General features: G+C 32.9%; 19 protein-coding genes. 8 read left to right on the top strand and 11 right to left on the bottom strand.

The genetic code is table 11. The features are described 5' to 3' along the window. The first annotated feature begins 11 nt into the window (after nt 1-11). Entirely contained in the window at nt 12-1010 is a 999-nt protein-coding gene (locus JO40_RS04570) for an AAA family ATPase (protein ID WP_044978314.1), read from the top strand. Here JO40_RS04570 and JO40_RS04575 read toward each other — a convergent pair. Genes JO40_RS04575 through recQ form a run of 5 tightly spaced genes read right to left on the bottom strand, consistent with a single transcriptional unit; the run spans nt 973 to nt 7617 of the window. Beyond that, the gene (locus tag JO40_RS04575; RefSeq protein ID WP_044978315.1) at nt 973-2271 is read right to left on the bottom strand and encodes a hemolysin family protein; all 1299 of its coding nucleotides are present in this window, start codon (nt 2269-2271) and stop codon (nt 973-975) included. The two genes, JO40_RS04570 and JO40_RS04575, sit on opposite strands and share 38 nt — an antisense overlap. Further along, a complete protein-coding gene (locus JO40_RS04580) occupies nt 2268-3587 on the bottom strand; it encodes a hemolysin family protein (RefSeq protein ID WP_044978316.1) in 1320 nt (439 codons plus the stop codon). Before JO40_RS04580 ends, JO40_RS04575 begins: the two co-directional genes overlap by 4 nt. 9 nt (nt 3588-3596) lie before the next feature. Then, on the bottom strand, nt 3597-4241 hold the full coding sequence (locus JO40_RS04585; RefSeq protein ID WP_044978317.1) for a P-II family nitrogen regulator: 645 nt from the start codon (nt 4239-4241) through the stop codon (nt 3597-3599). Further along, a complete protein-coding gene (locus JO40_RS04590; RefSeq protein WP_044978318.1) occupies nt 4238-5719 on the bottom strand; it encodes a DUF1538 domain-containing protein in 1482 nt (493 codons plus the stop codon). Before JO40_RS04590 ends, JO40_RS04585 begins: the two co-directional genes overlap by 4 nt. A gap of 23 nt (nt 5720-5742) precedes the next feature. Then, complete coding sequence (gene recQ / locus JO40_RS04595) at nt 5743-7617, bottom strand: DNA helicase RecQ (RefSeq protein WP_044978319.1); 1875 nt, start codon at nt 7615-7617, stop codon at nt 5743-5745. A 314-nt stretch (nt 7618-7931) separates the two neighbouring features. Here recQ and cas9 point away from each other — a divergent pair, with 314 nt between their 5' ends. Genes cas9 through csn2 form a run of 4 tightly spaced genes read left to right on the top strand, consistent with a single transcriptional unit; the run spans nt 7932 to nt 13969 of the window. After that, on the top strand, nt 7932-12119 hold the full coding sequence (gene cas9 / locus JO40_RS04600; protein ID WP_044978320.1) for a type II CRISPR RNA-guided endonuclease Cas9: 4188 nt from the start codon (nt 7932-7934) through the stop codon (nt 12117-12119). After that, the gene (cas1, locus tag JO40_RS04605) at nt 12116-12988 is read left to right on the top strand and encodes a type II CRISPR-associated endonuclease Cas1 (RefSeq protein ID WP_044978321.1); all 873 of its coding nucleotides are present in this window, start codon (nt 12116-12118) and stop codon (nt 12986-12988) included. Before cas9 ends, cas1 begins: the two co-directional genes overlap by 4 nt. Before the next feature lie 4 nt (nt 12989-12992). Then, nucleotides 12993-13298, top strand: a complete 306-nt coding sequence (gene cas2, locus JO40_RS04610) for a CRISPR-associated endonuclease Cas2 (protein ID WP_044978322.1) — start codon at nt 12993-12995, stop codon at nt 13296-13298. Continuing rightward, nucleotides 13295-13969, top strand: coding sequence for a type II-A CRISPR-associated protein Csn2 (gene csn2, locus JO40_RS04615; protein WP_044978323.1), 675 nt, complete (start codon nt 13295-13297; stop codon nt 13967-13969). Before cas2 ends, csn2 begins: the two co-directional genes overlap by 4 nt. Before the next feature lie 534 nt (nt 13970-14503). Here the strand turns inward: csn2 and JO40_RS04620 are convergent. From JO40_RS04620 to JO40_RS13090, 6 genes are all read right to left on the bottom strand, one after another. Then, nucleotides 14504-14944, bottom strand: a complete 441-nt coding sequence (locus JO40_RS04620; RefSeq protein ID WP_044978324.1) for a helix-turn-helix domain-containing protein — start codon at nt 14942-14944, stop codon at nt 14504-14506. Nucleotides 14945-15013: 69 nt separating this feature from the next. Next, entirely contained in the window at nt 15014-16570 is a 1557-nt protein-coding gene (locus JO40_RS04625) for an ATP-binding cassette domain-containing protein (RefSeq protein ID WP_044978325.1), read from the bottom strand. Nucleotides 16571-16790: 220 nt separating this feature from the next. Further along, nucleotides 16791-17789 (bottom strand): AlwI family type II restriction endonuclease, encoded by a 999-nt coding sequence (locus JO40_RS04630; protein WP_338065265.1) that lies wholly within the window; start codon nt 17787-17789, stop codon nt 16791-16793. Between the two features lie 175 nt (nt 17790-17964). Further along, nucleotides 17965-18102: a hypothetical protein gene (locus JO40_RS14470; RefSeq protein WP_245609009.1), complete on the bottom strand. Its 138-nt coding sequence runs from the start codon at nt 18100-18102 to the stop codon at nt 17965-17967. Between the two features lie 18 nt (nt 18103-18120). After that, nucleotides 18121-18849, bottom strand: coding sequence for a hypothetical protein (locus JO40_RS04635; RefSeq protein ID WP_044978326.1), 729 nt, complete (start codon nt 18847-18849; stop codon nt 18121-18123). A 25-nt stretch (nt 18850-18874) separates the two neighbouring features. Beyond that, nucleotides 18875-19045, bottom strand: a complete 171-nt coding sequence (locus JO40_RS13090; protein ID WP_245609010.1) for a DNA adenine methylase — start codon at nt 19043-19045, stop codon at nt 18875-18877. Between the two features lie 166 nt (nt 19046-19211). On the opposite strand from JO40_RS13090, the gene murD reads away from it, so the two are divergent. From murD to JO40_RS04650, 3 genes are all read left to right on the top strand, one after another. After that, nucleotides 19212-20660, top strand: a complete 1449-nt coding sequence (gene murD, locus JO40_RS04640; RefSeq protein WP_044978327.1) for a UDP-N-acetylmuramoyl-L-alanine--D-glutamate ligase — start codon at nt 19212-19214, stop codon at nt 20658-20660. Between the two features lie 68 nt (nt 20661-20728). Continuing rightward, a complete protein-coding gene (locus tag JO40_RS04645; protein ID WP_044978328.1) occupies nt 20729-20971 on the top strand; it encodes a hypothetical protein in 243 nt (80 codons plus the stop codon). Beyond that, nucleotides 20968-21366, top strand: coding sequence for a type II toxin-antitoxin system VapC family toxin (locus JO40_RS04650; RefSeq protein ID WP_044978329.1), 399 nt, complete (start codon nt 20968-20970; stop codon nt 21364-21366). Before JO40_RS04645 ends, JO40_RS04650 begins: the two co-directional genes overlap by 4 nt. Nucleotides 21367-21373: the final 7 nt, after the last annotated feature.

The following is a 21373-nucleotide window of genomic DNA, read 5'->3' on the forward strand; positions in this document are numbered from 1 at the left end:
AAAATGATGCTATGATCGATACAAGCTATAAAACGATAGTAGAAAATTTTAAAGCAAAGATGGCAGAACGGATTGTGGGCCAGCAAGAACTCATAGAAGGAATTTTAACTGCGTATATCGCAGGCGGCCATGTGCTCCTTGAAGGTGTGCCTGGCCTTGCAAAAACGCTCATAGTAAAAACCTTTGCAGAGCTGTCCAATGTAAGTTTTAAGCGTATTCAATTTACGCCGGACCTTCTTCCTGCCGATTTGATAGGAACCCTGATTTATCAGCAAAGTATCGGTAAGTTTTCCGTAAGGAGGGGCCCAATTTTTGCAAATATTGTTTTGGCCGATGAAATAAATAGAGCTCCTGCAAAGGTACAGTCTGCACTTTTGGAAGCCATGGCCGAAGGGCAGGTTACAATAGGGGAAAATTCTTATTCTTTGCCCGTGCCTTTTTTTGTGCTTGCAACTCAAAACCCTATTGAACAGGAAGGAACCTATCCCTTACCCGAAGCAGAGCTTGACCGTTTTTTATTAAAGCTATTTGTTCCATACCCTTCAATTGAAGAAGAAATAAATATAGTAAATAATTTTTCAAGCCTTAAGCCCAATGAAAACAAAGCAAGTCTTGGCCAAAGCGAGCCTATCTTGACACCGGAAAACTTAGAAACTCTCCGCAATGCTGTAGAACAAGTCAAGTGTTCTCCCGAAATTACAAGCTATATAGTTTCAATAATTGCAGCAACACGGCCTGTAAAAAATGTAAAGCAGGATGATTATATTCACGGGAATTACCTAAGCTATATTCTTTATGGGGCATCTCCAAGGGCCGGAATAGCTATTCAAAAATGTGCAAAGATAAAGGCTCTATTTAATGGAAGAGATTATGTAATTCCTGAAGATGTAAAAGCCGTTGCCTACGCAGCTCTTAGGCATAGATTAAAACTTTCTTATGAAGCTGCCGCAGATAATTTAACCGCTGACGATATTATAGAAAAGCTTTTGGGAATTGTGCCCCAGCCGTAATTTTAGAAACATCTGCAATAAGAAAAATAATTTTACCCATCTCAACCTTTTCTATTTTAAATTCAATCTCGCCGATATTAATTTTTTCCCCCTCTTTAGGAAGGTATTCTGCCGTTTCAAGAATAAGGCCGCCTATCGTATCATTATAATCCGAATGAAAATCGGTATTTAAAATTCTATTAAGCTGAACTATGGGAACTCCTCCCGGAATTAGGATATGCGTACCGTCAACAATTTTCATTCCGTTTAAGGGATTTGTTTTTGTTTTAGTATATTCATCTTGAATGGAACCGAAAATAGCCGTGCTTATATCATCAATCGTTATAAGCCCCGCAGCAGAACCGTATTCATCTATAACAAAGGCCATATTCCTTTTATTTTTACTCATCGTTTTTATAGCTGAAAAAATATTTGCCGTTTTTGGAATAAATAAAGCCTTTCTTATAATTTTATTTATATCCGTTTCCGCTTTATGGCTTTTATAAAATAAAATGTCCTTATAATGAACGCTTCCTATTATTTTATCTTTTTCTCCTTTGTAAACCGGAAGACGGGAAAACATTGTTTTACGAAAAATGCTTATCATAGTTTCGAGTGATGAATTTATATCGAGGCTGACAATGTCTTCTTTTTTTGTCATTATGCTTTGTAGTTTTAATTCATGGAGCCTCACCGCTCTTTTAATTAATTCATGCTCTCCCGTTTGAAAAGTCCCGTCTGCCAAACTTATATTTATGAGCGTTTCCAAATAATCTTCGGAAAGTTCAGAGCTTTGATTGTTTTGTCTTTTTGAAACAAATTTAATGATAGAGTTAGACATAAGAGAAAAAATAAAGATAAGCGGTTTTAAAAGAAACCTTACGGCCGACAAGGGTACTAAAAATGTTTTTGTAATTTCTACGGCATTATAAGCGGCTATGGCCTTGGGTAAAATTTCAGCAAAGATAATTATAAGAACCGTTGTAATAGCAGTAGCAGCCGGAATATATTGCTGACCGTACATATCTATAACAAAAGCCGTTATTAAAGCGGAAGAAAGAGTATTTACAAAATTGGTGCCTATCAGAGTTGCGCTTACAATTTCATCTTTTCTTTCAATAAGAAAGGCAAGGGTTTTATTCTTTTTTGTCCGGCTTTTTTTTATTGCCTTATATTCTGCTCTTGTAATTGCAGTAACTGCCGTTTCGGATGCAGAAAAAAAGAATGCACAAAGAAGAAGAGCAATAAATTCTATTATTATTAAAGCTAATTCAAATTTCATTCTTCATCCCCTGCAATATTTACCTGCAATTCGCTTATTCTATTTCCTTCGGTTTTTATAACGGTAAAATTATAGTTTTCTATTTTTATTGTAGAACCTATTTGCGGAACTTCTCCGCATTTTTCCATAATTAAGCCGCCGATTGTATCATAATAGTCCGAAGATAAACTTGTACCGAGATCCTCATTTAAATCGCTCAGCCTCATGCTGCCTAAAATAGTTTGATTAATATTTTGAGTTGATTCATCATTTATATTATCAAGATTGGGATCCTCTGCAGCGGCATCATCGGTATCGTATTCATCGGCTATGTTCCCGAATATCTCTTCATTTAAGTCTTCAAGAGTTGCAATACCTAAAGTTCCGCCGTATTCGTCGATAACCACAACCATATTCTGTTTTTCTTTTCTGAATATTTCCTGCAACTTTGAAAGCTCGGTATTTTCAAAAACAAGAACAGGTTTGCGTAAATATTTTTTTATATCGAATTTTTCTTTTGACTCCTGTAAGAAATCTTTTGCAGCCGCTTCCGAAAACAAAAAATCTTTAATATAAAAAATACCGATAATTTCATCTATGTCTTCTTTATAAACAGGAAATCTTGAAAATCTTGACGAATGAGAAAGTTCTATAATTTCTTTAGGATTTACATCAGAGGTAAGTCCTATTATATCGGGCCTCGGGGTCATAATATTTTTTACGGTTATATCTCCGTAGCTTAGTATTTTTTCGAGGACGGCTTTTTCTTCAGAACGCAAATCTCCATGCTCTTGGTGTACATCAAAAAAATCTTTTAAGTCTTCATCGGTTAAAGCTTCATTCGATTGAAAATTTTTTACACCTAAAAATTTTAAAAAGAATTTTGTAAAGCCTAAAAAAAGCCATTCAATAGGTGCAAGGAGTTTAATTAAAAATAAAATAAAGCCTGAAAATTTTAAGGCCAGCGGTTCCGAAAAAACCAGAGCAATCGATTTAGGCAGTATCTCACCGAAGATTAAAATTGCAATTGTTGCGGCTGTTACCGCAATACTCAAACCTTTTGCTCCTACCAGTTTTACAAGTAAAGCGGTTAATATTACCGATATTAAAATATTTACAAGACTATTGCCAATCAAAGAAGTCGTTAAAAATTTTTGTTTATCTTTTAAAATTTTTTCGACTCTGGCAGCTTTTTTATTTTTCTTTTCACGTAAATATTTTATCTTCAATTTATTTACGGATAAAAAAGCTGTTTCTCCCGACGAAAATATCATCGATAAAAAAAGAAGAGTAATTAAGAGTAAAATATACAGCCATTGCGGAGGGGGCTCGTTCATCCTATAAACCTATTTTATACCATAAGCCTTGCTTATCGGAATAACAAAAAGAATTCCATGCCCATCTTTTTCTACATCAGATTTTTTTCTGATTGCTTCAACAACTTTTTCAAGCCTGTCATCATCAACAATAGTTAAAACGATTTCTTTTTCGGGTTCGATTTCCATATCAAAGATAACTTTTGTTTGGTTTAAGCCTGAACCTCGTGCATGAATTATTGTTCCTCCTCGAGCTCCGGCTTCCAGCGAAGCATCAACGACTTCACCGGCTTTTCCTCTATTAACAATAGTAAATATGGCAGATTTCATAGTTTTTACCTCCTCCCTTTTAAATACGGGTTTTTCTTCTAGGGCATTTTTAATATTAATAAAACTTAAAGGCATACGGAATGCTATACCGAAATTCTTCCGTGTAAGATTGAATTTGTTATTTAGATTATCCATAAGACCGTCTAAAACATCTCCATGTCCGGCCGTTAAAATCAATTCTTTTCTTGTTTCTTGAATTCCTAAAAAATCAAGAAGTTTACTTTTTACCGTACCAAAGGCAATCATTATTGTAGCGCCGGTAAGACCCTTGTCTTTAGCATATCTTACGATTTTACGTGCACGCCCAAAAGGTACTAAAATAATCAGAAGGGAAAAATCTTTCATTTTTGCTCTCCTCCGCTTTTAATTTTAAATATCAATCCTAAAATTTGCAGTGAAATAATAGGAGCTAAAGCTACGGCGGCTATAATTCCAAAGCCGTCTATTAAAACATTCGCTGTCGGCGTAGAATCGGCAAGCCCCTGTGCAAGGGATAAAACAAATGTTGCCGTCATTGGACCTGACGCGACGCCTCCGGCATCAAAGGCTATACTTACAAAAAGATCCGGAACGATGATTGATAATAAAAGCGAAACTATATATCCGGGAAGTAAGATATGCCATAGCTGAAATGCCGGCTCTATAATTCTAAGTAAAGAAAGCATTACTGCAAAACTGACTCCTATACATAAAAATATTAAAACTATTTTGCGCGGAATATGGCCGCTTGTTACATTTTCTATTTGTACCGTCAAAACATATACGGCAGGTTCGGCCAAAATAGAAACAATACCTATCAGGGCTCCGATAAAAAGAATTAAAGGCCGTGTTCCTATTTCTCCCAATCGGCTTCCCATCGCTATTCCGACATCTAAAAAGCCCGATTTTGCTCCCCACATAAATAGAAATAAGCCTATCAATGTAATTATAAGACCTTTAATAATGGGAATTAAATCCTTGACCCGCAACTTAATGCTTATAAAGTTTGTAATTAAAAATATTACGGTCAAGGGTAAAAGAGACATAATACATTCATAAAGTACCGGTAAAAAATGTTCAGCAAAGGGATAAAATATTTGTGCATGTACATCTAAATTGAATACAAAATCATCGGCGGATATTTCTTTTGTTTTTCCTAATACGCTTAAAGCCAATACCGCTAAGATTGCTCCGGCAGATGCCATACCTACAAGACCGAAAGCATCCCGCTCGGAAGCAGCCGAATCTTTTTTCATCTCGGAAACACCTGCAGCCAAGGCCAAAATAAACGGAACGGTTATAGCACCTGTCGTAGTTCCGGAAGAATCGAAGGCAATTGAAATAAACTCTGCCGAAGAAAATAATGCAAGTAAAAATATAATGCCGTATGAAACTGCAAAAACAATTTTTTGCGAAATATTGAATACCGTTCGCAATATACCGAAAACCACAAAGGCTGCAACACCGACAGAAACGACTACAATGAGCCTTAAAGCCGGAATACCGCTTTTTGTTACCGTATTTACCTGACTTGCTAAAATCTGTAAATCAGGTTCTGCAATTGAAATTAAAAAGCCGAGGGCAAAGCCTCCTAAAATCAAAATAAAAATTTTATTCCGCTTTGTAATTTCTTTTCCCATCTGTAAACCGATTTTTGTAACGCTAATTTCGATTCCAAACAGAAATAAAGCAAGGCCTAATATTATGCATACACTTCCGATTAAAAATCTAATAAAGACTTGATAATCGATATGAATAAATGCAAAATTAAGAACAGTAGTCAAGATAACAATCGGTAAAACCGACATTAAGACTTCTTTAAATTTATCTGTTAGAATATTCATATTTTAAAACCTTAATATCCTTATCATTTTTTATTAGAGGCAATAAGCTTGATAATCAGCTCTCCATATTTATCTTTTTTTGCTTTCCCTATTCCAAAAACACCATCCAGCTCTGCAATGGTTGCCGGTTTTTTAAGCCCTAAGTCTAAGATGGTTTTATCTGAAAAAATAATATAAGCCGGAACCCTTGCTTCTTCTGCAAGTTCTCTTCGTTTTTGTTTTAATGCATTGACTATTGCCTCACCGCTGGCATCTAATTTGCTTTCAGATATTTGAGGTTTCGGCTTTTGTTTTGCTTCCTTTTTTATGGAATTTTCTTTTCCGTGATTAAAGGGGAGCAAAATACTTGTTCCGGCTTGAAGTTCTTTTTTTGCTTTTTGAGTAAGAGACAATACCGAGTAGTCTTCATCTTTTATAAGATAATCTTCGGTCAATAAAACACGGACAAGGGCAAACCAGCCTTCTCGGTTAAATTCCGTGCCGATTCCCCAGACTGAAAGGTCATTGTGTTTGTTTTCAAGTATACGTTTTTGCTTTGAGCCTAAAAGAACATCGATTATATAGCTGGCACCGAATCGGCATCCTGTTCTGACTACACAGGATAAAAATTTCTGAACAGGGACGGTTAGGTCGATTTTTTCTATTTTTTCGCGTGAGCAAAAATCACAGCAAGGTGCATCGCCCTGTATTTCTTTTAATTTTTCTTCAGAAATATTTTCTCCGAAATATTTTAAAAGCATTCTGCGCCGGCAGCTATTTGCTTGGGCATAATTACTGATAGCGGAAAGCATTGCTTCAGCCTTTTTGACCTCGTCAGGAGATTTATCCTGCATCAAGAATTTAAGTTTAAAAATGTCGGCAGCGGAAAAAAGCAAAAGAGCATGAGCCGGATTTCCATCTCGGCCTGCTCTGCCTATTTCCTGATAATATTGTTCAATGCTTTTGGGCAAATCAAAATGAATAACAAACCTTACATTGGGTTTATTTATTCCCATCCCAAAGGCCACGGTTGCTACAATTATTTCAATATCATCATTGATAAAATCGTTTTGCGTTTTTTGCCTGAGCTCATCGGATAGGCCTGCATGGTAGGGCTTTGCATTATACCCTAAAACAGATAATTGCACCGACAGGGTATCTGCCTGTTTACGGGAAAAACAGTAAATAATTCCGCTTTCTCCCTTATGTTCTTTTAGAAACTCTGAGGCTTGTTCAAAGGGCTTTTGTTTTTCTTTAACTTCCAAGAAAATATTTTTGCGGTTAAAACCGGCAATAAATTCCTTCGGCGTTTTGAGCTTTAGCATTTTTTTTATGTCAGAGCGTACTTTTTCAGTTGCTGTTGCCGTTATGGCAAGACAGACCGATTCTTTTAAGAGTTTGCGTATTTCAGCCAGTTGCCTGTATTCCGGCCTAAAATCATGTCCCCATTCCGAAATGCAGTGAGCCTCATCTATCGTAAGACAATCCACTTTTATTGAAGAAAGAAGCTCTTTGCATCGTTCACTGACCAGAGTCTCAGGAGCAGCATAGAGGATTTTTACCTCTCCGTTTTTAATGCGGCGTATGTTATCGGTATATTTTTCCCAATCCAAAGAGCTGTTTAAGGCAACCGCTTCGACGCCGATAGTTTCCAAACCGCAAATTTGGTCGTGCATGAGAGAGATAAGGGGCGAAACTACTATGGTTACCCCTTCAAAAATGAGAGCCGGAATCTGATAGCATAGAGATTTTCCCCCGCCTGTAGGCATTACTGCCAGAACATCTTTTTTTTGTAGAAGGCTATCTATTATTTCCTTTTGAAACGGTCTGAATTCATCATACCCGAAGACTTGCTTTAAAATGCTTTCGGGTGAGGTGAGTATTTTTTTATTGTCAGAACCTTTTGATCCGTGCGTCATATATGGCTGTTATTATACCCTAAAACGGCAAATTAAGCAAGCATCAAGCGAACAGTTATGGGAAGTAGATAGTGTACTATCCGGATGCTCAAATTAATTCAATATAAATTCTGGACAGCTATGAAAAAATAAGTTATAATTTTGAGTAATCAATAAAAAAAGGCTTAACAATGTTAAGCCTTGATGCTCCACAATGAGCAGTCCCAAAAAGGGACGATTTTGATAAATTCTTATTTGAACTCGTAGTGTAACTTAAGATGGATCTTAAGTGTATATGTCTCTATTATAATACCTTTTAAAAGGATGGTCAAGGTATGAAAAAAGAAATTAAGGATTATTTTCTCGGATTGGATGTAGGAACCGGATCGGTGGGTTGGGCAGTTACTGATACTGACTATAAACTCTTAAAGGCTAATCATAAAGACCTTTGGGGAATGAGGTGTTTTGAGACGGCGGAAACTGCTGAAAAACGCAGGCTATTTCGGGGGGCGCGCCGCCGCATTGAAAGGAGGAGAAAAAGGATAAAGCTGCTTCAAGAACTTTTTTCCCAAGAAATTGCAAAAATAGATGAAGATTTTTTCCAAAGAATGGAGGAAAGCCCTTTCTATGCAGAAGACAAGACTATATTACAAGAAAACACTCTTTTTAATGATAGAGATTTTACCGATAAAACATACCATAAAGCCTATCCTACCATAAACCATCTGATAAAGGCTTGGATTGAAAACAAGGTAAAGCCGGATCCACGATTATTATATTTAGCCTGTCATAATATTATAAAAAAACGAGGACATTTTTTATTTGAAGGTGACTTTGATTCTGAAAATCAATTTGATACCTCTGTACAAGCTCTTTTTGAGTATCTGCGTGAGGATATGGAACTCGATATTGATGCCGATAGCAAAAAAATAAAAGAGATTTTAAAGGATAGCGCTTTAAAAAATTCCGATAAACAAAATCGGCTAAATAAGCTTTTAGGGCTGAAATCTTCCGACAAGCAAAAAAAAGCTCTTACTAATTTAATATCCGGTAACAAGGCAAACTTTGCCGATCTTTATGATAATCCCGATTTAAAGGATGCAGAGAAAAATAGCATATCTTTTTCTAAAGACGATTTTGATGCTTTAAGCGATGAACTTGCTTCCGTTTTAGGAGATTCTTTTGAGCTTTTGTTAAGAGCAAAGGCTGTATATAATTGCTCGGTTCTTTCCAAAGTAATAGGAGATGAACAGTATCTTTCTTTTGCAAAGGTAAAAATATATGAAAAGCATAAAAATGATTTGACTAAACTAAAAGAAGTTGTAAAAAAATATTTTCCTATAGAATATCGAAATATATTCGGATATAAACAATCTGAAAATAATAACTGTAATTATTCAAGATATGTAGGTGTGTGTAAAAGCGGAAGTAAAAAAAAGGTTATAAATAAAACTGCAAGTCAAGAAGATTTTTATAAGTTTTTAAAAGATATTCTTTTAAAAAGAAGTGATGTGCCTGAAGCAAACGGAATATTAACAGAAATTGAAACAGGAACCTTTCTGCCGAAACAAATTTCCAAAAACAATGCAGAAATTCCTTATCAATTACGCAAAATAGAATTAGAAAAGATATTAACCAATGCGGAAAAGTTTTTTTCTTTTTTAAAACAAAAAGATGAAAACGGTTTATCTCACAGTGAAAAGATTATAATGCTTTTAACATTTAAAATTCCGTATTATATAGGGCCTATAAATACTTCTCATAAACAGTATTTTCCTGATAGGTCATGGGTAATAAAAAAAGAAAATGCTCCTCAAGAGAAGATAACTCCATGGAATTTTTTTGATCATATCGATAAGGAAAAAACAGCTGAAGCCTTTATTACAAGCAGAACCAATTTTTGCACATATTTAATAGGAGAATCTGTTTTACCTAAAAATTCTCTTTTATATTCCGAATATACAGTTTTAAATGAAATAAACAATTTACAGATTATTATTGACGGAAAAAATATCTGCGATGTTAAACTAAAACAAAAAATATACGAAGAGTTATTTAAAAAATATAAAAAAGTTACACAAAAACAGATTTCAACTTTTATTAAACACGAAGGTATTTGTAATAAAACGGATGAAGTAATTATTTTAGGTATTGATAAAGAATGTACATCTTCTTTAAAATCATACATAGAACTTAAAAACATATTCGGAAAACAAGTGGATGAAATTTCGACAAAGAATATGCTTGAAGACATTATACGATGGGCTACTATCTATGATGAAGGAGAAGGTAAAACAATACTTAAAACAAAAATAAAAGCCGAATATGAAAAATATTATTCTGATGAACAGATCAAAAAAATTCTAAATCTTAAACTTTCAGGTTGGGGTCGTCTATCACGCAAGTTTCTTGAATCCATTACATCAGAAATACCCGGCTTTATCGAACCGGTAAATATAATAACGGCAATGCGTGAAACTCAAAATAATTTAATGGAATTGCTGAGCAGTAAATTTAAATTTAACGAAAACATTAAAAAAATAAATTCCGGATTTGAGGATACCGATAAACGATTTTCATATAACAGTTTGGTAAAGCCTTTATTTTTATCGCCATCGGTAAAAAAAATGTTGTGGCAGACTCTTAAACTTGTAAAAGAAATATCGCATATTACCCAAGCTCCGCCTAAAAAAATATTCATCGAAATGGCAAAGGGTGCAGAACTTGAGCCTGCACGGACAAAAACAAGACTAAAAATTTTGCAGGACTTGTACAATAGCTGTAAAAATGATGCGGATGCTTTTAGTTCCGAGATACAATATCTTTTAGGTAAAATAGAAAATGAAGATAATTTAAGGCTTCGCAGCGACAAACTTTATCTTTATTACACACAGCTTGGAAAGTGTATGTATTGCGGTAAACCGATTGAAATAGGGCATGTATTTGACACAAGCAAATATGATATAGACCATATTTATCCTCAATCTAAGATTAAAGATGATAGTATAAATAACCGAGTTTTGGTATGCAGCAGCTGCAATAAGAATAAGGAGGACAAATATCCTTTGAAGCCTGAAATTCAATTAAAACAAAAAAAATTTTGGAATTTCTTACAAAGAAATAACTTTATAAGTATTGAAAAATTTAACCGATTAACAAGAACGACTCCAATCTCGGATGACGAAACGGCAAAATTCATTGCCCGGCAACTTGTAGAAACAAGACAGGCAACAAAGGTAGCTGCAAAAGTATTAGAAAAAATATTTCCTGAAACAAATATCGTTTACTCTAAGGCTGAAACCGTATCAATGTTTAGAAATAAATTCGATATTATAAAATGCAGAGAAATAAACGATTTTCATCATGCACATGACGCATATTTAAATATTGTTGTCGGAAATGTTTATAATACTAAATTTACAAATAATCCTTGGAATTTTATAAAAGAAAAAAGAGATAATCCTAAAATTGGCGATACGTACAATTATTATAAGGTTTTTGATTATGATGTAAAAAGAAATAATATCACAGCATGGGAAAAAGAAAAAACAATTATTACTGTGAAGACTATGCTTAAAAGGAATACCCCTATTTATACACGCCAAGCTGCCTGCAAAAAGGGAGAACTCTTTAATCAAACCATTATGAAAAAAGGATTGGGCCAACATCCTCTAAAAAAAGAATGTCCTTTTTCTAATATTTCAAAATATGGGGGCTATAATAAAGTTTCTGCTGCATATTATACTTTTATAGAATATGAAGAAAAAGGAAATAAGATACGAAGCTTAGAAACTATCCCTCTATATTTGGAAAAGGACATTCAAAAAAGTCAAGATGGATTAAAGGGTTACTTAACAGACCAGCTAGGAAAAAAAGAAATTAAGATTTTGGTTCCCAAAATAAAAATCAACTCCCTTTTAAAAATTAACGGCTTCCCTTGCCACATAACAGGAAAAACAGGAGCTTCCTTTGTTCTAAGGCCTGCTGTTCAATTTTGCTGTTCAAATGATGAAGTTCTTTATTTTAAAAAAATTATAAGATTCAATGAAATAAGAAGTCAAAGAGAGAAGATGGGAAAAACAATTTCTCCTTATGAAGACTTATCCTTTAGATCTTATATCAAAGAAAATTTATGCAAAAAGACAAAAAATGATGAAATAGGAGAAAAGGAGTTTTATGGCTTTCTTCAAAAGAAGAATTTAGAAATCTATGATATGCTTTTAATAAAACATAAGGATACTATTTATAGTAAAAGGCCGAATTCTACAACTCTTGATATGTTAATCAAAGGAAGATATGAGTTTATAAATTTAAAGCCTGAAGATCAAATTAGAGTTATGCTGGAAATTCTAAAATTGTTTTGTACTACTAGAGAGGTAATAGATTTAGGATTAATCAAAGGTAAATCTGAGGCCGGGGTCACAACATTAGGAAAAAAAATCTCAAACCTTGATAGCTGCATTTTAATTTACCAATCAATAACAGGCATTTTTGAAAAAAGGATTGATTTGTTAAAGATATGAGTTGGAGAACCGTTGTTATTTCAAATAGGGCAAAGCTGGATTTACACTTAAATCATCTCGTAGTTAGAGGTGAGAAAACCCACAAAGTTTTTATAGAAGAAATTTCAGTTTTAATCATTGAAACAACAGCGGTTTCTATAACTGCAGCCTTATTAAACGAGCTTATAAAACAAAAGGTTAAAATAATTTTTTGTGACGAAAAACGGAATCCGGCTTCTGAATTGATAGGATATTACGGCAGCCATGATACAAGTGAAAAAATCAGACTTCAAATAAAATGGGATAAGAATATCAAACAGCTTGTATGGACTGAGGTCGTAACGGAAAAAATAAGGCAGCAAAAATACCTCTTAGAAAAACTGAATCTTCCGCAAGCAAATTTACTGGCTGAGTATATTATAAATATAGACATTAACGATAAAACAAATAAGGAAGCCCATGCTGCAAAAGTATATTTTGCAGCACTTTTTGGGGCAGGATTTTCCAGAAGTTTGGATATTCCTATAAATGCAGCTTTAAATTACGGATATAGCATCTTACTTTCTGCATTTAATCGTGAAATAACAGCAAACGGTTATATTACACAACTAGGAATTTTTCATGATAATATGTTTAATCCTTTTAACCTAGGTTCAGATCTTATGGAACCTTTTAGACCATTGGTCGATGCAGAAGTTTTCAAACTTAATCCTCAAAAATTTGAACATGAAGAAAAACTAAGAATGGTGGATGTTATGAACAAAAAAGTGTTTATAAATAATAAAGAGCATTATCTAAATAAAGCTATAGAAATTTTTGTACACAGTATTTTTGATGCTCTAAATGAAAAGGATATTTCACAAATTAAATTTTACCGCAATGAGTTATAGATTTATGAGAGTTATCGTTTTTTTTGATTTACCCGTAATAACACCTGAAAATAGACATAATTATTCGGTTTTTAGAAAATACCTAATTAAATCAGGCTTTATTATGCAGCAAAAGTCGGTTTATTCAAAATTGGTTTTAAATCTTACAAATAGAGACTCTATTGTAAAAAGTATAGAGAATAATAAACCTCCCGAAGGTTTGGTTGAAGTATTAACCGTTACTGAAAAACAATATGCAAGAATGGAAATCATTATTGGAGAGTCTAAAACGGAATATCTAAATACTGATGAAAGGCTTGTTGTCCTATGAAATTAGTGTATCCTGATATTGAAAACCAAATCATTTTTTCAGAAAATACGGTTAATGTTTTAACGATAGAAAATAAAACTTTTTTTACCGAATTTGTATCGGAGCTTTTTAGTCAATATTCAGGTTATGAAGGCAAATTCATATTATCAGAAGATAATAAAGAACTTTCTATACCAAAAATATGTGAAATGATACTTAATCCGATAAATATCAATATAAATAATAAACAAAATTTAAATAAAGTTTATTCAATTTTAAAACAAAGTATTTCCGACGAATATAATTATATAAAAACATGCACAATAAAAAGCAAAATATTAAAACATATAGACGATATACTTCTTTCTTTGGATGTACCTCTAAAACGGAGTGAAGAACTTGATTTGATCAGCATATTTAAATCTGTTAATATCTCTTTTGAAACAGAAAATAAAAATTTACTTGAAAAACTTATAGATTATATAAGTGCCTCTGTGGAACTAAATCAAATAAGATGCTTTATTTTTATAAATCTAAAGCAGTTTTTAAATTTCAAAGACTTATCCAAGTTATATAAATTTGCCCGCTATATAAAAACGAATCTATTTTTAATCGAGGGAACATACACATCTATAAAAGAAGATTGTGAAAAATCATATATTATTGATAATGATCTTTGCGAAATATATTGACAAGAAATTATTTGCATGTTAATATTAAAAAGTAATCATCTTAAACTACCGCTATCCATAGCGTGATAGGCTCTCACCTACACCATATCTGATGTTTGAGAGTAGTGTAATTTAAGATGGATCTCAAGCAAGAAAAAACAGCAGGCAATTGTACACCCGGTTTGAGAGTAGTGTAATTTAAGATGGATCTCAAGCATAACTGCTGCCGTCTGAAAAGCTCTTTACGTTTGAGAGTAGTGTAATTTAAGATGGATCTCAAACGCTCAAGCACTGCAATGAGGGCTATGATAAGTTTGAGAGTAGTGTAATTTAAGAAGATTCTGACTGTGAAAGAATGAAAGGAACATACAACCGTATGTATCTTGCAGTTTAACTTTATCTGCCATATATTTTAATTTTTTTTAAGAAAGTCGATTTTGTTTATTGACTTTTTATGGGAGCATTTATAGTAAATAATGAAAACATAGTTTTATTAAATGATGAATTAAAAAACATAAAACGGTAATCGCTTCCGGTTTCATAAAAACTTCTTTTTTAGTTAAAATTTTCATCTATTATTTTTTGTAAGTTGATAACCGATTCAATATCCCCTTCCAAAAAAAATTTAAAAGTATTTGCTGTTGAGGCAAAATAAAATTGGCATTTATTTGCTTTCTCAATATTTTCATTTATTTTTTTCATTAATTCTTTTAGTTTAAAATCTTTCTTATACGGATAATGCAGGATTGAAAAGATTTCAGGCGTTTCAATAGAATCTTTTTTTAAAAATTTTTGTAATCTATGGTTTTCATCAATATTTTTTTCGTCAATAAAACTTTCGTCCGAAAAAAGCCGTTTAAGGTCTTTTTCTGTAAAACGCCACTGAGAACCTATTTTTTTCCCCGTAAGTTTTCCTTCTTTTAAATAATTTTGAATTGTCCTTACACTGAGTTCGAGCATCTCGGCTATCTGATTCATTGTATATAGTTTTTCCAAATTTTTTCTCCTAGTCCTATTTTGATTTTATAATAATATTTCTTTGATTGCAATCGGGCATTGTAAGTTTTATTCCATCCGTATAACTTTATTGGCGAAATTTTCAGGCAATGTGTCATGTGAAATTATAAAGACTATTTTATTCTTACAAATATTTTTTATTGCATTTAAAATTAGGATCGTGCTTTCAGCATCAATATTGGCTGTAACCTCATCAAAGATTAAAACTTCTGCATCTGAATATAAGCTTCGGGCTATGGCAAGTTTTTGTTTTTCTCCTCCTGAAAGATTAGCCCCCATATCCATTATTATTGTATCAAAGTTTTTGTTTTGCAAAATTGTAGAAAGGAGCTCACTTTTTTTTAATTTTTCTTCAGTTTCAATTGAATGACTTTTGTTTAAAAATAAATTATCACGGATTGTTCCATTTATAATTGAATTATTTTGCGGGATATAATCAATAAGAGACCTGATACAAGTATTATTAATAGAAGAAATCGGTTTTTCGTTTATTAAGATTTCTGATGTTTTCCTAAATTTTACAAGTTGTTTCATTAAACTTGACTTTCCCGAGCCGCTTTTTCCCTGTACCCAAACAATGTCGCCTTTTATAAACTTATCTTTTATATTGGCCTTAAATATTTCTTCTCCTATTTGTATTGCACCTATATCAAATTCTATTTTTTCAATCGATCTGATTGTCTCATTTGAATCTTTTTCTTGTTCCGAATCTAAAAATGCAATAAATTCTTGTGAGACTTTTAGATTATTTTTGTTTAAATTAATATTTGTAATTATACTGATATTGGAAAAAAATAAAGGAAGTACAATTGTATAAATTACAACCGGTAAAACTTGATTCGCTCCGCTTAGATAATTATACATAACAAGTAAAATACAAACCGTTTGCAGCATTGAATTAAGCGATGATATAAACGATGAAGAAGTTTGAGCATATTTATTTACTTGAGCCATGCTTCCGTAAATTTTATCCAATGCAGGTCTTAATTGGCTTAGTACAATATCATGATCGGGACATTGTTTTAAATAATCTGTTTGGTTTACAATCGAAAGTATTTCCTGGAATCCCGCTGAAGTACTTGTTTGCATAACTTGAGAGTGTTTTTTTAATTCGGCATTCAAAGATTTATAACCTAAATAATTTATTGGAATTAAAACAAGCAGTATCAAACCGATAATAAAATTATCAAAAAATATTGCGATTAAAATAATTATGGTTGAAATTATACTTGACCATATTTGAACTGCATCTCCCGTCATATATATGTACATATTGTTTACAGCCTGTGCCATCCGCTCAACCAAATTCATATTCCCGTGAGAAATAATCGTATCATATTTTAACCCTAAAATTTTTTCAATAATGTTTTTGGCATTTTTTATATTAAAATGTTTTGCAAAATTTTCACGCAAAAAAATTATAGCGGTTTTAAGTAAGAACATCAGTACAAGCACCGATATAACAATAAAAAATCTTTTTAAATTCATCTCAGCATCGGTCTTTGCCCAAAAACTTAGCAGAAAGGGTACAACCAATGATGTCATAGCCGACACAAGGGCAAGAACTGCCATAGCCATAAAAAAATGCTTATAAGCTTTATTCATAAAGTAAAGATTCTCCTTTTTTAAAGACTTTTCTTAATGATAAATATTTTTTTATGATTTGTCAAGCATTTTTCGTGTATTTTCATATATTTTCGTGAATTTTGCGGAAAAGTGCCGCTATTTCATATAGTCTTACTTTATGTAAAATGTTTATAATTATGGAAGACTTATTTTAGACAATGCAGGAGGCATTGTCTAAAAACGCTGCTAGTTTTTCTCTTTACCCTAAAAATCTCTTCTTAAATTCTAATAACTGATTAGAGATATGAGCTCGCCATTCAGTTGAATCAGACACGTCGGATATATCCACACATACATCATAGAGCGTCATTATATCTAAATGATGTATTTTAATGCCTTGTTTTTTTGCTATTTTAAAAATTTCCAGCAAGTCGATGAGATTAGATATTGTGAGCGGTATGATTTTTTGTTTTTGACCTTGATACTCATATTTTACAGCAAACCAGAATGTATTTATTGTATCTTCATGTAATTTAGGTGTGATGAATAAACAATAGTTGGGTTTTTCATTATTTTTGTCTTCAAATTCTCTTAAATGTCTCATTACCGGCTGGCCTTCATTAAACCATTGATCCCTACCTGTGAGCATTGTTACTTCACAAATTGCATTAAAGTTTTTGTAAAAGCATTCAATATCAGGAACTTTTGCCGGAGCGGTAAATGTTGGTTCATTATCATCGCCTAATGGAGAATTCGGCTTTATCAGTTTTGCGTCGTCTATAATGTTTAAAGCAATATTTGTCCATTTTTCTAAGGCTATAGAGGGTTTTATACCAAGTTTAGAAATATTTTGTAAAGCACTTTTTGCATCATCAATTTTTACATCATTCTCATATGTGTATTTAAGCATTTCATTTTGCAGAGCAAGCCGTTCTTTTCGCAAGCTTTCAATTTGTTTTTTTAAATTGTCTATGTCTTTTTGAAGTATTATTTCTGAAATTGTTTTATTCAGCTTTGTTTTTAAATCTTTAATTTCTAAAATAATTTCGGAAGCAATTCTCTGTAGTTCAAAAACTGTTTCAAAAGGCAGAGTATAACCATAATAGTCTCCAATAAAGGCTTGATATGATTCAACGGAATAATAGCGAGCTTCACCTGTTAAATCATTAAGAATTGCATCTATTTCAACTCTTCTGCGAGGTTCCAAATCAATATAATAACCTCCGCCTCGTATGTATATATATTTTGTTAGTCTCAAACATCGGATAATATTATCGGTATATTCATGAATGTTTTTTTGAGGATTATTAAAATCTTTTAGATATTCTGAAATATAGGATTCAATATATAGGCTTTTTTGTTGTTAGATTATGAGATAAATCATTAAAGGCATCTTGCAAATTTTTTGAAAGAATATCTATTTTTGTAGGAACTTAATAGCGGTTTTTTATTAATCGGCTTTGCAGTTCTTCTTGCGCTGCTTTAGTCCATTCTACGCCTTCCATTTCTGCAATTGTTGACAGAAATGGAAAAGCCCTTTCGGGATTCCTTATTGTTGTTGAACAGCTCATGAATTGTTTTATATTCCCTTATAGTACCAGTGTATTTTTGAATAATTCCGCCATTTTTGAATGTTGATTTGCAAGCATTTCGTAGTCTACAAAATCTACAAGAGATTTTATTGGTCTGTAAATCGACTGGCTGATTTTGTCATCAAATTCATTCTTGCGTTTCTTATCAGCAACAATGCAGAATCTTGCTCTGAAATCTTGTAGTTCAAAAAATTTATTCAAAGAATTAATTATGTTTGTAGAATGTTCGACTTCATAGAATGCAGTCGGCATTTCACGCTCATTGAACCAGATTATATCAATTGTTTTAGCTCTGTTTGTAATTTTTGGATATGTAAATTCAGGGATATCAGTCATTGTTGAAATTTGCCCAAGTTTCTTATCAAGAAATAATTTGTTTTTATCCTGTGCAGGAACATAGGTTTTCAGATTTTTCATGTTCCCAATATCTACAATTAGACCTTGATAATATGAGTGTGTAAAAGTTTCAATCTGTTCTTTTCTATTTTCCTTGATTTGAAATTTTTTCAAAACTGACTCACGATAATTAGTTAATGCCCAAAGTCCCGGCTGGATTTTAAAGAACTCATCGCTCCTTTGCAAATAGCAACGGATACTTTCAAACGGTGTTTTTGTTTTCCAAGAGCTTGTATCAACATTCTGATTAAGGTGAGCAAGTGTTGCATACCCTCCGTTTTTTTGCATCGTTTCGATTATATCATCAACTTGTGTATGTTTCTTTGCCATATTCTGTTCCTATTAAGTCCTTAGCCTACTTTTGGCGTTTATCAGCATATGCAGAAGAAACTGCTCCTGTACCGGCAAAAATATCGGCAAAACTATTAAAATTACCGCATTCCGATGATATAACATCAGTAATAAAGGGAAGCAGTTTATATTTATTTCCCAAATATCGACGATTATTTATTTTTGTTGTTGTCATTATATCACCCACCCAATAAAATATAGCACAAAATCATTAAAATTTATATACCCTATGACCAATAATTAACAAATTCTACCCCTCAATCGACAATTACTGTCTTCCGTATTTACAATCCATTCCTCCTCATCTGGTACTTCCTAAAATTTTTTGTTATAATGATGATATGCAAATAAGCTTAGAAAATATCAAAAATAAAAAAGTAACCGTTATGGGACTTGGTCTAAATGGGGGAGGGCTTGCGACTGCCCAATTTTTTGCCCGATATGGAGCCGAGGTTACGGTAACGGATTTAAAAACTTCGGAAGAATTAAGGCCGTCAATCGAAAAACTTTCTGCCTTTAAGAATATTCGGTTTGTGTTGGGTGAACATAGAATAGAGGATTTTAGAGAAGCCGATCTTGTCATCAAAAACCCCGGCGTAAAATTTGAAGGAAATGTTTTTTTAGAAGCCGCAAAACAAATAGAGTCGGATGTTTCGGTTTTCCTTTCTCTTTCAAAGGCACCGATTTTGGCGGTAACGGGAAGCAAGGGGAAATCCTCTACGGTAAGTGCTCTTTATTACGGGCTTAAAAAGTTAGGCTACAATGCTTTTTTGGGCGGGAATATTACGGTCAGCCCTTTAAGTTTTTTTGAAGAAACCTCTTGCGATACGCCTGTGGTTCTGGAACTCTCCAGTTGGCAGCTTGCTGATTTAAAAAATAAAAAACTGCTTAAGCCTAAGATTGCGATTATTACGCCCATAATGCCCGACCACTTAAACTGGTACGGCACAATGGAAAAATATGTTGCCGATAAAAAAATAATCTATGAAAATATGGATAAATCGGATTATTTAATTTGTAATTTTGATGACGGCTGGGGGAAAATTTTTGCAGAAGAAACAAGGGCAAATGTTTTTTGGTACAGCGAAAAAAAACTACCTAAAGAATATCGGGGTGTTTTTTTTAATAAGAACCAAGAAGGCCTTTACAACTTAAGCGGTGAAGAAAAAATTTTACTTTCAAAGGAAGCAAAAGTTCCCGGGCTTAAACTTAAACAAAATGTCTTGAATGCAGGGCTTGCTCTTCTGCTTTATCAAAAAATTCATAAGCCTGAAAATTTGAAAGGCAACGACATCTTAAAAGATAATAACATCAAAGAGCAATCCGAATTTATCCGTAAATTTATGGACGAGTATTCGGGGATTGAACATCGGTTGGAATTCTTTTATGAAACAAACGGAATAAAATTTTATAATGATACGGCCGCTACAATTCCCGAAGCATCTGCTGCTGCCTTAGAAGCCTTTGATAAGCCTCCCGTCTTAATTTGCGGCGGAACAAATAAAAACTTAAATTTTATTCCGCTTGCCGAAAAAGCGAATCTTGCCAAAAGCCTATATCTTCTTGCAGGAACGGGAACAGACCTTTTAATTCCTCTCCTTAAAGAAAAGGCTATTGAATATAATGGCCCCTTTGACAGCTTGGACGCTCTTTTGTTTTCATTAAAAGAAAATGCAGTGAATAATGATATTGTAATTCTATCTCCGGGTGCGGCTTCTTTCGGTATGTTTAAAAATGAATTCGAGAGAGGAAATAAATTTAAAGAAAAGGTAAAAAAAATATTTTGCTGATAGAATTTGATATTTTTATAGATTGCCCTATATATATAAATATGGTATAATGTAGAGCAGGAGGGATTATGCCGACACTTCAAGTACATGATTTACCAGATGAAATTTATTCACAAATATATCTTCTTGCACAAAAAGAGCATAGAACTATAGGGCAACAAACGATTTTAATGTTACAGGATAGTATTGATAAAAGGATAGGGAATAAAAGTAAAAGACAACTTGTTTTAAAAAAAATGGAAGACCTTAACATTGAAACTGATCAACTTCCAAACCCTGTAGCACTGCTGCGTGAGGATAGAGAACGTTGATTTTAATTCTTGATGCCAGTGCCGCAATTGAAATTGCTTTAAACATGAAAAATGCAGAAGTTTTTAAAAATTCTTGTATGGAAGCGGATATAATACTTGCTCCGGATATTTACCCTTCTGAAATAACAAATGTTTTTTGGAAGTATAGAATTTTTTCTAATTTGGATTTAATAAAATGTGAAAAAGGAATTGAATATTGCATAGATCTAATAGATGATTTTGTAGATACGAGATTTTTATGTAATGAGGTATACGCAGAAGCGGTAAAATACAAACACCCTGCTTATGATATTTTTTATCTCATTGCTGCAAGAAGAAATAATGCCAAACTACTGACTTGTGATAAGAAATTGAAAAAGATAGCTATAGAAATGGGTGTAAAACTAATAGCTTAAAAAAGGT

Origin of the sequence: Treponema putidum (assembly GCF_000755145.1) — a bacterium.
Taxonomy (GTDB): Bacteria; Spirochaetota; Spirochaetia; order Treponematales; family Treponemataceae; genus Treponema_B; species Treponema_B putidum.

What these genes read in the sequence shown, in the direction of transcription:
- recQ (WP_044978319.1), bottom strand. Translation starts at nt 7,617, where the DNA reads ATGACGCACGGATCAAAAGGTTCTGACAATAAAAAAATACTCACCTCA.
- JO40_RS04645 (WP_044978328.1), top strand. Translation starts at nt 20,729, where the DNA reads ATGCCGACACTTCAAGTACATGATTTACCAGATGAAATTTATTCACAA.
- JO40_RS04635 (WP_044978326.1), bottom strand. Translation starts at nt 18,849, where the DNA reads ATGGCAAAGAAACATACACAAGTTGATGATATAATCGAAACGATGCAA.
- JO40_RS04590 (WP_044978318.1), bottom strand. Translation starts at nt 5,719, where the DNA reads ATGAATATTCTAACAGATAAATTTAAAGAAGTCTTAATGTCGGTTTTA.
- JO40_RS13090 (WP_245609010.1), bottom strand. Translation starts at nt 19,045, where the DNA reads ATGACAACAACAAAAATAAATAATCGTCGATATTTGGGAAATAAATAT.
- JO40_RS04575 (WP_044978315.1), bottom strand. Translation starts at nt 2,271, where the DNA reads ATGAAATTTGAATTAGCTTTAATAATAATAGAATTTATTGCTCTTCTT.
- JO40_RS04625 (WP_044978325.1), bottom strand. Translation starts at nt 16,570, where the DNA reads ATGAATAAAGCTTATAAGCATTTTTTTATGGCTATGGCAGTTCTTGCC.
- JO40_RS04570 (WP_044978314.1), top strand. Translation starts at nt 12, where the DNA reads ATGATCGATACAAGCTATAAAACGATAGTAGAAAATTTTAAAGCAAAG.
- JO40_RS04580 (WP_044978316.1), bottom strand. Translation starts at nt 3,587, where the DNA reads ATGAACGAGCCCCCTCCGCAATGGCTGTATATTTTACTCTTAATTACT.
- csn2 (WP_044978323.1), top strand. Translation starts at nt 13,295, where the DNA reads ATGAAATTAGTGTATCCTGATATTGAAAACCAAATCATTTTTTCAGAA.
- JO40_RS14470 (WP_245609009.1), bottom strand. Translation starts at nt 18,102, where the DNA reads ATGAGCTGTTCAACAACAATAAGGAATCCCGAAAGGGCTTTTCCATTT.
- cas1 (WP_044978321.1), top strand. Translation starts at nt 12,116, where the DNA reads ATGAGTTGGAGAACCGTTGTTATTTCAAATAGGGCAAAGCTGGATTTA.
- murD (WP_044978327.1), top strand. Translation starts at nt 19,212, where the DNA reads ATGCAAATAAGCTTAGAAAATATCAAAAATAAAAAAGTAACCGTTATG.
- cas2 (WP_044978322.1), top strand. Translation starts at nt 12,993, where the DNA reads ATGAGAGTTATCGTTTTTTTTGATTTACCCGTAATAACACCTGAAAAT.
- cas9 (WP_044978320.1), top strand. Translation starts at nt 7,932, where the DNA reads ATGAAAAAAGAAATTAAGGATTATTTTCTCGGATTGGATGTAGGAACC.
- JO40_RS04585 (WP_044978317.1), bottom strand. Translation starts at nt 4,241, where the DNA reads ATGAAAGATTTTTCCCTTCTGATTATTTTAGTACCTTTTGGGCGTGCA.